The organism is Paenibacillus sp. HJGM_3 (assembly GCF_045062745.1).
GTDB lineage: Bacteria > Bacillota > Bacilli > Paenibacillales > NBRC-103111 > Paenibacillus_AA.
This window is the reverse complement of record NZ_JBJGED010000007.1, coordinates 136,941-149,913: the sequence shown is the minus strand read 5'-3', so window position 1 is coordinate 149,913 and position 12,973 is coordinate 136,941. Positions and strand designations below refer to the sequence as shown.

The 12,973-nt window shown below is 54.6% G+C and carries 11 protein-coding genes; 1 reads left to right on the top strand and 10 read right to left on the bottom strand.

Annotated features, from left to right (window positions below; translation table 11 throughout):
- Positions 1 to 24 precede the first annotated feature (24 nt).
- From ACI5FR_RS10360 to ACI5FR_RS10315, 10 genes are all read right to left on the bottom strand, one after another.
- Positions 25 to 1,896, bottom strand: coding sequence for a DUF4082 domain-containing protein (locus tag ACI5FR_RS10360; protein WP_405454030.1), 1,872 nt, complete (start codon positions 1,894 to 1,896; stop codon positions 25 to 27).
- A 102-nt stretch (positions 1,897 to 1,998) separates the two neighbouring features.
- Entirely contained in the window at positions 1,999 to 2,883 is an 885-nt protein-coding gene (locus ACI5FR_RS10355) for a ComEC/Rec2 family competence protein (RefSeq protein ID WP_405454027.1), read from the bottom strand.
- A gap of 58 nt (positions 2,884 to 2,941) precedes the next feature.
- Positions 2,942 to 3,691 carry a glycerophosphodiester phosphodiesterase gene (locus tag ACI5FR_RS10350; protein WP_405454024.1) on the bottom strand — a complete coding sequence of 250 codons (750 nt, stop codon included), beginning with the start codon at positions 3,689 to 3,691 and terminating at the stop codon, positions 2,942 to 2,944.
- A 31-nt stretch (positions 3,692 to 3,722) separates the two neighbouring features.
- Positions 3,723 to 4,349, bottom strand: coding sequence for a histidine phosphatase family protein (locus tag ACI5FR_RS10345; RefSeq protein WP_405454021.1), 627 nt, complete (start codon positions 4,347 to 4,349; stop codon positions 3,723 to 3,725).
- A complete protein-coding gene (locus ACI5FR_RS10340; RefSeq protein WP_405454018.1) occupies positions 4,346 to 5,821 on the bottom strand; it encodes an FGGY-family carbohydrate kinase in 1,476 nt (491 codons plus the stop codon). The genes ACI5FR_RS10345 and ACI5FR_RS10340 overlap by 4 nt, the downstream gene beginning before the upstream one ends.
- Complete coding sequence (locus ACI5FR_RS10335) at positions 5,808 to 6,824, bottom strand: NAD(P)-dependent oxidoreductase (protein ID WP_405454014.1); 1,017 nt, start codon at positions 6,822 to 6,824, stop codon at positions 5,808 to 5,810. Before ACI5FR_RS10335 ends, ACI5FR_RS10340 begins: the two co-directional genes overlap by 14 nt.
- A 28-nt stretch (positions 6,825 to 6,852) precedes the next feature.
- Complete coding sequence (locus ACI5FR_RS10330) at positions 6,853 to 7,914, bottom strand: DUF4082 domain-containing protein (RefSeq protein WP_405454011.1); 1,062 nt, start codon at positions 7,912 to 7,914, stop codon at positions 6,853 to 6,855.
- Between the two features lie 850 nt (positions 7,915 to 8,764).
- The gene (locus ACI5FR_RS10325) at positions 8,765 to 9,397 is read right to left on the bottom strand and encodes a carbohydrate-binding family 9-like protein (protein ID WP_405454008.1); all 633 of its coding nucleotides are present in this window, start codon (positions 9,395 to 9,397) and stop codon (positions 8,765 to 8,767) included.
- A gap of 43 nt (positions 9,398 to 9,440) precedes the next feature.
- Positions 9,441 to 10,124, bottom strand: coding sequence for an RraA family protein (locus ACI5FR_RS10320; RefSeq protein ID WP_405454005.1), 684 nt, complete (start codon positions 10,122 to 10,124; stop codon positions 9,441 to 9,443).
- Between the two features lie 66 nt (positions 10,125 to 10,190).
- A complete protein-coding gene (locus ACI5FR_RS10315) occupies positions 10,191 to 11,912 on the bottom strand; it encodes a glycoside hydrolase domain-containing protein (protein WP_405454003.1) in 1,722 nt (573 codons plus the stop codon).
- A gap of 218 nt (positions 11,913 to 12,130) precedes the next feature.
- On the opposite strand from ACI5FR_RS10315, the gene ACI5FR_RS10310 reads away from it, so the two are divergent.
- Positions 12,131 to 12,931, top strand: a complete 801-nt coding sequence (locus ACI5FR_RS10310; RefSeq protein WP_405454000.1) for an IclR family transcriptional regulator — start codon at positions 12,131 to 12,133, stop codon at positions 12,929 to 12,931.
- The last annotated feature ends 42 nt before the right edge of the window (positions 12,932 to 12,973 follow it).

The following is a 12,973-nucleotide window of genomic DNA, read 5'->3' as shown; positions in this document are numbered from 1 at the left end:
CGCCAGCCCCCCTGCTTAATTGCATTACGGTTCGAACACGATGTCTCGCAAATAGTTGTTTCCGTTAAATGTCCCGGTCGGTCTCGTACCCAGCGTGGTCGTAAAGACTCCCGCATTGGCCGTCCAGGACAGATGGTTCGCATTGCTGCCGGCGCTGTTGAAGTCGCCGGTGACGGCGGCATAGAGCTTGCCGGAATCCGTTCCCGTCGTAACCGACACGGTATAAGCGGTATTCGCCGCAATACTTACCGGCGATGCCAGATTATACTGTACCCAACTGTCATTTCCGGTAAACTTGAACGTAAAAGGACCGCCGATGACCGTATTGTCCGAGTTCCTCCAGATCCGAATCGTATGGTTGCCCGATTCCCCTTGCACTCCGAACACACGGACTCCCGTTATGTCACCCGCTACCGAGGACGTGAACACGGTGCCGAGTTCATACGCCCCTCCGTTTCCGCCGGATCCCGTATCGGCTTTCACTCCGAACATATTCTCATCGTTACTAGAGGCCGGGTAGAAAATGACATCTCTTAAATAGTTCGTTGAGTTGAACGTCAAGGTCGGTCTCGCCCCGACCGTATACGTGTATACGCCCGCATTGGCCGGCCACGTCAAGCTGCCGCTGCTGCCGCCGGACGCCAGATCGTTCGGAATCGATGCATACACATTGCTCGTGTCACCGCCGGACGACACCGATACCGTGTACAAGGCATTAGCCGTTACTTCAAGCGGCGTCGGCAAGTAGAACGTCACCCAGTTATTGGAGCCGGAGAAGCTGAAGTCGAACGGTCCCGCTACGACGGCGCCGTCCGAGTTGCGCCAGATGCGCACTTTGTGAACCCCGGACTCACCCGATCTGCCGTACACCTTCACCCCGGCAATGTAACCGGAAGTCGTAGGCTGGAATATCGTTCCAAGCTCTACATCCGAGCCTGAACCGTTCGATGTGGCTGACTTGCCGGCAAACATCGTATCAAACCCAGACGCCGTGTACCCGTTGAAATAGCCTACATTGTCGTATCCGCCGAGCCGATTGGTGTTGAACCAGAGTTTCCCGTCGGGGGCGACATTGACGGACTCAATCTCAATATATCCGGTTTCCGCGAGGGTGAATAACAGATTACTATCTGCAGTGATCGTACCCGACGCAGTGGATACATTATGATAAACAAGTACAGCGCTCTCGGTGGGGGAACCCTGGGTAAACGGAGCATAGATGGTATCGTTGGCGCTCCAATAACCCAAACCCTGCGAGGTAGAACCGGCATAGCTTCCAAGATCGATCGTAAAATCAGGATTAGCCGCTACAGTAATAGTACCGCTCGTTGCATTCAGGCCGAGGGATGCTCTGCGAAACTGGGTCCCCGATTTGAAGAGCAAGTTTATGGTGCTGCCGGTTTGGCCCGTAACCTCTACTCCCGACATGGCCCAGAGTGCACCAACCGTATCTTGAATATTGAACTCGCCCACTTTAAAATAGGTGTTTCCTACAACCTTTAGTTTCACGAGCTGAACAGTACCGGCACTATTCTTCAAGGTGACAACGAAAAGATAAGTGACTCCATCGATGATGGTGGCAGCCATATCGTTGGCGTGGCCCAGACCCGAAATGACGGTTGTATTATCGTCGCCGTTCGTCATGAGCGTACTGGCTCCGCTGGTCATGTTCGTTGAGTAAAGGACAGCTTGAGCATCCGAACCATCGACTTTTACGGAATAGGCGTAGCCATTCGCCAAGGCAAATCCTTGCATGGAAGTAAAATTGCTATTGATGATCTGATCTTTTTCGGTGTAGGTGGTGTAAGTAGCGGCAGTGGCCGTGAGGGGGAGCATCATAGTTGCGAGGAGGACGACAACTAGCACCAATGCGGTAAAACGCTTTCTGAACTTCATTAAAAATCCCTCCATTTTTAGAATTCTTTCATCTATATAATGGGTAGAGCGCGGTGACGCGCTCGTCCCCTTATTTTGACTGCCGTCCACCACCCCTCGGTTTTACTCGACGATCTTCTCCTCCTGCTCTACCCCGTTCTCGGTCACCACCTGAATGCGATCCCCGTCCGACATCAGCAAAATGTTGCCATGAATGCCGACATGATACGGCGTAACCCCGAGCGCCCTATACCGGGCCAGTATTTCCGCCGTGACGCGATTGTTCACGCGGAAGCTGACGACCGAAATTTGTGGATTCACGGCCGTAATGTAAGGGACGGAGCTCGAGGAGGTGCTGCCATGGTGCGGAGCATGCATCATATCCGCCTTCAAGCGATCCCCATATTTCTCGATCAGCATCTGTTCGCGCGGTTCATAAATGTCGGTGGAGAACAGGAACGAATTCCTCTTGTAGGTCACCCTGTAAACCATCGAATGATGGTTGATGACCGAATCGTGCTTGGATTCGAACTCGGCGGGATTCATCCCCTTGTCCGGACTGAGCACCTCGATCTCCACGTCCGGTCCGAGGCGAAACTTGACGCCCTCCTCGACGACCAAGCGTGGAATTTGCTTCCGGGCCAGTACCTCTTCCGCATCCCGATACGCATCCGTATACAAATCTTCGAGAGAGATGTTGATCGTATACAGCTGTTGGACGTACTTCTCCTCGAGAATCCGTGCCATCCCTCCGACATGGTCGAGATGGGGATGGGTCAGGAGAACGATATCGAGGGTCTCTACGCCAAGGCGGTCCAGGTAGTCCAGCACCTGACTGGCGGTATGCGGGACCCCCGAGTCCACCAGCATCGTCTCGCCGCCCGGCGCTCGCATAAGGATGCAGTCCCCTGTCGGTTTGTCCCAACGCATGCACATATAGCGAACCGTGAACATGCCTTGCTCTCGCTCCCGGTCAAAAATATCGAATTCGTTGCGTATCGCCCCCATATCGGGCACCTCCTAACAAAATCGTACCGCGGCTCTCGATGTCTGCCTTGTGGAAAGGTCAATGCGGCCAATATTTCCCGGTCTGACAAGCGTGCTCCCGCCATACCTCGAGTGCGTTCGTCGTCACCCAAATATGCGGGTACGGCTTAATCCGCTCGATCTGCTCCGCATTGTCGACCGGCCATGTAATCAGTTGGAGGTTATGGCGCAGGCATTGATTCACCGTGTCCTCGTTCAAATATTGGATCGGCAGCGCGAAGTAGGAGGCGCCGATCTCCCGTAAAGGTGCAAAAAGAAATGGATTGTTGCCGCCGATTACGACGCCGACCTCCACCTCCGGACACAGCTGCTTCACCTTGACAACCGAATATTGGTCGAACGAGATGATATACACTTGCTCCACCATATCCATGCGGCGGACCAGGTCCACCACTTTCTGCTCGAGCTCCGGATAGTAATCGCCGGCCTGCTTCAGCTCAATGCTGACGATAATCCGGTCCCGGCAAAGCTCCAGCGTCTCCTCCAGGGTCGGGATTTTCTCCGTGACGCCGACGTTCACCCGCTTCAGCTCGGCGAGCGTCATGTCGCGAATCGTCCCCTTTTCCCCGCACATCCGGTTGATCGTCCAGTCGTGCATAACGACGATTTCCCCGTCCTTGGACAAGTGTACGTCAAGCTCCAGGTGGGAGAATTGCAAATCGATCGCCGCTTGAAACGAACGCAGCGTATTTTCCGGCACTTTACCGGGGTAACCTCGATGCGCGATTCCCCGTATTTTTTTGAAATTCGCGTTGATTGCATTCGTCATTTGAATACGTCCTCTCGAATCGAACTATAGATTATGGGTTGACTGGACCAAGAGCGTCGTACCGGTTGTTGAACTGCAGCAGCCGAATGGTCCCTTCGGCGGCCTCCAGCACGGTTATCCCAACGTTGCTCAGGACCAGCTGGCGGTAGCTGCGCAACGTCATGGATAAGACCCCTGCCAAATAAAGACGGATGGCGGTACTGTGGCTGACGACCAGGATGTTCTCGTCGGGGTAGCGTCGCGTTTGTTCCTCGAAAAACCCGTTCATCCGTTGAAAGACTTGAATGGCGGTCTCTCCCGTCATTCCCGCTTGCGTACTAGATGGATCGGCATACCAGCTTCGCCACGATTCCGGATACCGCTCCACGATTTCGGCATGACGCAATCCTTCCCATCGGCCGAAATCCGCCTCCGTCAATCTGTCGTCCCGCTCCACCTCTAATCGGTGCAAGGCGGCAATCGGCCGCGCCGTATCCACGGCTCGCTGAAGGCCGGATGCGAATATACGATCGAACCCGACTGCCTTCAAGTACAACGCCGTCTGCTCCGCCTGCCGAATCCCTTGCTCCGATAACCCGATATCGGAGCGTCCGCAGTAACGGTTGCGGTCCCGATTCCAGTCCGTTTCTCCGTGCCGCATCAGGTAATAACGGGTCATGCGCGTCCACGCTCGCTTTCCTGCCAATAACCGAGCTCGGTTATTCGCTGTTTGAACAATTGGTAGTTCTCTTCGTACCGGTCGCAAACGGACGCTTCCAGCGGCTCAATCACTTGATCGGGGACGACCATCGCCCTGCCCGCTTCCCCCAGGCCGGAGAACAAGGTGTTGGAAGCGGCCAGAACGGCCGCCCCCACAGCTCCTTCGATGTGCTTCATTTTATGAATCGGCCGCCGCATGACGCTGCTCCGGATGGACAGCCACACGTTGCTATTGCTTCCGCCGCCGGCCGTATAGAGCGTGGCTGGCGGCTGCCCGGTCAACTGCTCGATTAATTCGTAGGACAGACGTTCGATATAAGCGACGCCTTCCATTCCGGAGGCGAAACGCTGTTCGGGCGACAGTCCTGCCGGTTCGAAGCCGCGCGCCTCTTCGGCAACAAACGGAAACCGCTCCGATTTCTGAAGCAGCGGATACCGGATCCAGGGCGTAGGAATGAGCTGTTGCGCCGCATGGTTCAACGCGTGCAGATCGGTCCCTGCATAGTCCCGCGTCACCCAATCCGCTCCCGTATTGCTCGCGCCTCCGGGCATCCAATAGCCTTCCGGATGCTTGTGATTGTAGAGTCTGCCCAGCGGGTCGGCGATCGGCTCGCACGTCACGCCCTTGACGACGAGCGTCGTTCCGATCGTGGTGCTCCAATCCCCCGGGCGGACAGCGCCGGAGGCCAGCTGCGAGGCGCACCCATCCGTCATGCCGGCCACCACTTTAACATCTCGGGGCAACCCCGTCCTGTCGGCAACCTCGGGTAGGATCGACCCGATTACCGTTCCCGGAGGTACAACGCCCGGCAGCCAGTCGGCAGGTACTCCCAGCTCTGCGCTTATGTAAGAAGGCCATCGATCCTGTACCAGGTCGTAGCCTGTCTTCAAACCATTCGTATAATCGGTTACACCCCATTGCCCGCTGAGCTTGCCGGTGATATAGTCCGCGGCATGGGCCCAAAGCTTGATGCGTTCCGCCAGATGGGGAAAGCGATTCATGAACCACAAGATTTTCGGCAGGCCGCAGGAGGCGTTGAAGACGGTATACCCGGATCCGGCATAACGCTGCGCCGCCTCCTTGCACGCCGTCGCTTCCGCGAACGATCGCGGATCGCTGTACATCAGCGCCGGCCCGAGCGGCATATGGTCACGATCCAGGGGGAGCATCGTGCCCGAAGTGGAAGTGACGGCGATCGCCGCAATCGAGAGCTCGGAGCCCGCCATCCGCTTCAGCTGCGCGACAAGGGCGGACAGACATGCCAGCATGTCATTCCACCAAACCTCAGGCGCTTGCTCCTCCCGTGAACCCAGCAGGGCAAAAGAGCGGGCGTACGGCGACAGTAGCTCCCCTTTGCCGTTTACCGCCATTACACGAACGCCTTGCGTCCCGACGTCAACTCCGATCACAACGGGGCTACAATTCGTCATTTCCCATCCCTTCCGCAGTCAGGACCTCAGGATTGACCAGCTGACGGATGTTCCGGTTTTGATGGACGAACCACTGCTCCAGCACACGATTCATCATGATGGCGCTGTGATCGTCAACCTCATAGGAGGCACCTGCAATATGAGGAGTCGCGTACACGTTCGGCAGCAGGATTAGCTCATAATCCGATTCATCGGGAGGCTCGTGATAAAAGACGTCCAAAATCGCCCCGGCAATCCGCCTCTCTTTCAAGGCCGAGAGCAAGGCACCGCGTTCGACCACAGAGGCCCGGGCGCTGTTCACCAGGATCGCGTCCGGCTTCATCAGGCGCAGGAGACGTTCGCCGATCAGACTTTTCGTTTCCTCCGTTACCGGAAGATGAATCGAGACGATATCGCTCGTCATGAAGATCTCTTCGATCGTGCTCCTATGAAATTGAGGATCGGGAGACTGTTTCAAATACGGATCGTAGTACTGGATGCGGCAGGAGAATCCCCTTAGCACCTCCGCCACCCGCTGGCCGACGCCGCCGAACCCGATCAAGCCGACCGTTTTGCCGGCAAGCTCGTGTCCCCTGAAATGAAGGTAGGACTCATGGGCATCGGACTTCCACTCCCGGGATTTCAGCCACGTCTCCCCCTCCCTCATCTTGCGCAGAAAGACGATCAAGGCGGCGGTCACGAGCTCGGCAACCGCTTGCGCATTCCGGGCGGGCGTGTTGAATACCGGAATCCTTTTCTCCGTCGCTTTCCCGATCTCGACGTTCGACGGAGTCCCGCGGCAAACCCCGATGAACCTCAAATTCGTTGCCTCAATGACGGAAGCGTCGACTTGGTCATGCTCCGTGATCAAAGCGTCGGCGTTCGTTTCACGCAGCAGTCCCAGCAGCTCATCCGAGCGAAAAGCTCTGCCGTGAGGCTTCCAGGGATGATAGAAGACGTTGCCGTAGGCTTGCAGCTGTTCTCGAGCTTCTGCCGAATACGGTGCCGTTACCAAGATATTCATTCCTTCCATCCTTTCCCGCTAACTTGCCTTATGGCTCGAACACGATGTCTCGCAAATAATTGTTTCCGTTAAACGTTAAGGTCGGTCTCGTGCCGAGCGTGGATGTGTAGACCCCCGCATTGGCCGTCCAAAGCAGATGGTTCGCATTGCTGCCGGCGCTGTTCAAGTCGCCGGTGACGGCGGCATAGAGCTTGCCGGAATCCGTTCCGGTCGTAACCGACACGGTATATGGGGTATTCGCCGCAATGCTGACCGGCGTCGCCAGATTAACCTGCACCCAACTGTCATTGCCGGTAAACTTGAACGTGTACGGACCGCCGATGACCGTGTTGTCCGAGTTTCTCCAGATTCGGATCGTATGGTTGCCCGATTCCCCTTGCACCCCGAATACTCGGACCCCTGTGATCTGGCCCGCAACCGAGGAAGTGAACACGGTGCCGAGTTCGTACGCCCCTCCGTTGCCGCCGGATCCCGTATCCGCTTTTACGCCGAACATATTTTCAGTGCTAATAGAGGCCGGGTAGAAAATGACATCTCTTAAATAGTTCGTCGAGTTGAACGTCAAGGTCGGTCTCGCCCCGACCGTATACGTGTAGACGCCCGCATTAGCCTGCCACGTCAAGCTGCCGCTGCTGCCGCCGGTTGCCAGATCGTTCGGAATCGATGCATACACATTGCTCGTGTCACCGCCGGACGAAACCGATACCGTGTACAAGGCATTAGCTGTTACTTCCAGCGGCGTCGGCAAGTAGAACGTCACCCAGCTATTGGAGCCGGAGAAGCTGAAGTCGAATGGTCCCGCTACGAGTGCGCCGTCCGAGTTGCGCCAGATACGCACTTTGTGAACCCCGGTCTCACCCGATTTGCCGTACACTTTCACCCCGGCAATGTAACCGGAAGCGGTAGGCTGGAATATCGTTCCGAGCTCCACATCCGAGCCTGAACCGTTCGATGTGGCTGACTTGCCCGCGAACATCGTATTAATGCCAGGTGCCGTGTACCCTTTGACATAGCCTACATTGTCAGTCGGCCGATTGGAGTTGAACCAGAGTTTTCCGTCGGGGGCAACTTTGGGAGACTCAAGCTCCATGTATGTGCTTTCCGCAAGGCTGAATAACAGATTGCTATCATAAGAGATCGTCCCCGACGCTGCGGATACATTTCGATAAACAAGTACAGCGCTCTCAGTGGGGTTACCCGCAGGGTTACTAAAGGTAACCACAACATACAGGCTATCGTCCCTCCAATAACCTATCCCCTGAATTCTTAAATCGCTCATGCCGCTGTAGTTTCCAAGATCGATTACAAAATCAGACGTACTGAGGTTGGAAACCGTAATCGTTCCGCCGGTTGCGTTCACGTCAAGCGATGCTCTGCGAAATTGGGTCGACGATCTGAAGAGGAAGTTTAGGGTACTGCTCGTTTGGCTCGTAATTTCTACTCCCGACATTGCCCAGACCGTACCATCGGGACTGCTAATATTGAACTCGCCTACTTTAAAGTAGGTGTTACCTACCACTTTCAGTTTCACGAGCTGTTTAGAACCAGGAGCATTCGTTAATGTGGCGACGAAAAGATAAGTAACTCCATCCATGACGGCGGCAACCATATCGTTGGCATGGAAGAGGCCTGCAATGGTGTTTGTATCATTGTCGCCATTCGTCATGAGCGTAGTGGCACCGGTGTTCATGTTCGTGGAGTAAAGAACGACATAATTATGGTTATCTTCGACTTTGGCGGAATAGGCATACCCATTTGCCAAGGCCATTCCTTCCGTTGCGGTAACAAGAGTATTGGGAAGCGTTGCGACCTGAGTGTAGGTGGTGTAGGTGGATGCACTGGCGGTGAGGGGCACCATCATCATAGTTGTGAGGAGGACGACAACTAGTACCATTGCGGTAAAACGCTTTCTGAACTTCATTAATAATCCCTCCATCTTTTCAATCGAAGATCAAAGCTCCGAACTTGCCCGGCACATGAAAGTTCAGTTCCTCCGTCGGCGACCAGGCGGAATATTCATCCGAGCCTTCGCGGCCGCGGTCGATCCGAAAGCAATTCATCAACCAGCGGTCGCCGGAGCTCGGGACGCCGCCGGTAAAATTCGCGAAAGGAATTGCCCACACATAAACGGCGCCGCCTCTCGAATCGCGATACACTTCCGTCCGCCATCCTTCCGCGTCCCACTCTCGAATAACGTGAATCTGTTCCGGTCCGTCGTAACGGATGAGCGCATCGAACTTGACGTTTGCCGGACTGTTCTCGAACTCTTTGTACTCTTGCTCCCGCCGGGTTTCGCTCAGGAACACTTCCACAACGTCTTCCGTATAGATGGGATCGTCATGCTGTGCCAAAGTGGCTACGAAATGATCGTCCTGGCAAGTAAAACGAAAGAATAAGGAATGCTCGTTTCGGAATGCCTCCACAGTAGTCGCCAAGCGTGGGGAGCCGCCGGTAACCGTATCCCTCAATTCCATACGGGGCAAGCCGCTCCATACCGGATCGTCGTGGGCCGGGAAATGCCGGATTTCTTGTCGCAAACAAGTGTATGTATGGCTTCGCTCCGTCGTCTTCATTCGATCGCTCCCTCCTGATCCCACGTGAACCACGGATCTTCACTCACAGAACGCCGTATTTCTCGTAGACGTCCTTGAGCAGCTTCCCTTCCAGCAATTCTCTGCGCGTGTTGTTTTCCCGCTCGACTTTTTCGACCGCTTTTTGCACGGTTTCATGAAGCACCTGAGACGGAATCACGGCTACTCCGTCGCGGTCGGCAAAGATGACGTCGCCCGGTTTGACGAGAATCCCGCCCACTTCCACGGGACAATCGTAATCGACCACAAGCCCTCTCCCCCGGGAATCCACGGGTTTGAAGCCGGCGCAAAAGACCGGGAAGCCCAATTCCACGATTTTCTTCGTATCCCGGATCAAGCCGTCGACAATAGCGCCTCGCCCTCCGCGCATTTTGGCCGCGGTTGACAAAAGCTCTCCCCAGATGCCGTTGTTTTTGGACTGATTCGTGCAGACCACAGCAACTTCGCCGGGTTTGATGCTGTCGAGCGACTTGATCTCCATCTCGTAAGGATTGTCGTTTTCGTAGTAAACATCGACAGCCAGGATCGTCTTCGCTCGGCCGACAATCACGTATTCATTCACGAGAGGTCTCAAGCGTTCGTTCATCGCCTGATTGCGGTAACCCAATTCGTCCAAGGTGTCGCATATGACGCCTGTATACAGCTTTTTCTCCATCCGCTCAAATAATTGATCGTCCGACTCCGTACTCACGCTCAATTTCATATTCATTTTGAAGTCCTTCCTCCTGTTAATGGCGTTCTTTATGTAGCGTCTTTTTTACTACCTATCGGCCCTTTATCGGGTTAAGAGCTTGAGCATCGTCTCTTGGAACCATAGCTCCGATTTGGGAAACTCCCTGTAGTTCACGATTGCCTGAAGCCCTTCATCGTCAGGGTCGACGCCCAGCGCCTGCAGAATCGCGTAATCTTGCAGCCCTTCGGCGAACACCTCCCAGCGAATCGAGTCGATCGGTCCGTCCGGTCCGGGATACACGACGAACGGGTCGCCATATGGCGTATGGCCGCCTGCAGAGCCGTCCGTGAACGGATCGAGCAGCCGCTGGCATTCCGAATCGTACAAGCTTGTTAAGTGATACCAGTAATTCAAGCCCCAGTGCAGGAAGCCAAGCGTCCGAAGCTTGTAGAACATAAGTCCTTGAATGCGGATCTTGGTCAGCACGGTGTCGAAGAACCGGTTGATGTACGGCCCCTGCGGGCTAAGGCAGTAATACACGCCGTGCGGAATTCCTTTTTCCAAGTAGCTGCAAGCCCCGGGCGCCTGCGGGATCGGATAATCGACCAGTCCCTGTGCAGAATACACATCGCTGTACACGGCATCCATCACCTTGATGGAAGGATCGATTTGTTCCAGCAGCTTCCTGGCTCTCCGGTAGCTCTCGATCGCCTCCGGATACTCCGGAGGTTCGTCGCAAATATGAAACCAGGACCGGTCCAAAATGCTCTCTTCCGTTAGAAACCGCTTCATTGCGGGAAGAAACTGGTTCAAGTAATGTTGAAATACGTCCCCCGTCGCAACCAGGTCCTCCGGAAACAGCAGTTCCAACCCCCGGCCTCGGTCCGTGTATACGCGGGTCGGCGTTCCGGCGGGCATCGGCTTGTCGATCAGCTTTCCGTAAGTCCAAAAATGAGTCCACTCGAAAGCATCAAAGCCGATTTCCTTGGCCATCCTCACGAACCGGCGAACCCGGCTGAAATCGAATTCGTATTGCCCCGGCTTCTTCTCGCTCACGATCAGGAGCTGCGGAGGGCGATCCGTGATTTCTCTGCGAATGTTCAACAGCGGTACATAAATCATGTCGTTCCCGTGATCGTACATGTTCTGCAAGTACTTGCGGAGCATGCCGAAAAACGTGTCGCTGAACGGTTCAAGCTTATACCAATCGAAGATGCAGTCGGCATTCCACCAGTGGGTGACGGGAAAGTGGCGGCGGCCGCTCACAACGGCCTCCCTGACATCTACGGTCGCCGTCATCCGAATTTCTTCTTCCAATCCGGCACCTTTGATTATGACTTGGAGCGTATGCTTGCCCGGCTCGGCATCCGCTGGCACCCTCAAACTGATCCAGAACGATTGATTGACGAACGGCCGAATGAACGCCTTGGATTCGGGAAACAGCGGATCGGGTACAAGACCGGGAACATGGCCTGTACCGTCCAGCTCGGATTCCGCCGTATCGTGGGTTATGTAGCCTTGCGGGACATAGCCGACTCGGCGAACTTGAACCTCTAAATCGCCCGCGTTTTCCACCCTGCATTCCACTTCTAACGGTTGGGCTCTGTGGTTTTTGACGCACGCTTGAAACGAAAGGCGCGCATTGCGCAGCGTGACCAGCTCGATGGAGGCCGATCCTTCCGCATTCGACAGCGGATAGACCCGCTTGAGCGAGCTTTGCAGCCAACAAGCTACGTGGGAGTCCTCGCGTATAAGTCCATAACGGCTTTTGGCCTCCAGCGGTATAAGGATCGGACCGTTCTTCTGCAAAATGGATACCGTCATCACTTCTCAACTCCTTGGCCTGGATGGGCCAGCCCCTATTTTCTTTGCTTTGTTCCGTATTTGGAACATTATTTGTAATAAGTTCTGTATTAAGGATATAATGCGTGAATCCTGATGTCAATCCTTCTTTTTCTAACCTCTCATTGTGTAATTATTGTAAAAAAGTATCGAAGAGACTAAAATAGATTACAGAAAATCATTTGATGGGTGGAATAGAAATGAAAGAATTGGACGATATACTGAAAACCAAATACTCCGTTCCTGCCTTGGAGAAAACAATCGCGATCCTTGGCTATTTGTCCCGGCACCGGGGCGGCCTTCCTATGTCCGATCTCGTGAACGCGCTAAAGCTGCCGAAAACAAGCGTTTTCTCGATCCTGCAAACGCTTGAAGCTCATAACTATATCCAAAAAGACAAGAAAGGCTTGTTTCGGCTGGGCTTAAAATTATACAGTCTTGGAATGGCGTCCCTCAGGAATTTGGATACGAAGGATGATTTTCTTCCGTATCTCGAACAACTTCGCGATGACACTCATTTTACCGTTCACCTGGTCGCCTATGACAAAGGGGAGACGGTCTGCATCGAGAAAATCGAAGGACCGGGCATGATCCGGTTTCTGTCCTACGTCGGGGAGCGGAAATTGATGAATACTTCGTCCGGGGGCAAAGCGATTGCCGCCTATTTACCGGAGAATGATCTGCGCGTCATCATTGCCAAAGGCTTCAACTGCCTAACTCCCAACTCCATAACGAATGAGCATGCGTTTCGCGACCACCTCGCTCAAATTCGGGAATACGGATATGCTGTGGATGACGAGGAGGGTGAGATCGGCATTCGCTGCTTAGGCGCCCCGATCTTTATGGAGGACGGATTTATATTCGGGGCCGTGAGCTTGTCTACGCTCAAAAACAATCTTCCTGCCCAAAAGTTTCCGGAGTACAGCGAGAAGCTTATGAAGGTGGCGGAGGAGCTTTCCCGTCTATTGGGTTACACAGGGCCCTACCCCAAGCGCAGGTGAAAAAAAGAACCGATGGTAGGCATTCACATCCGGATGCCCTGC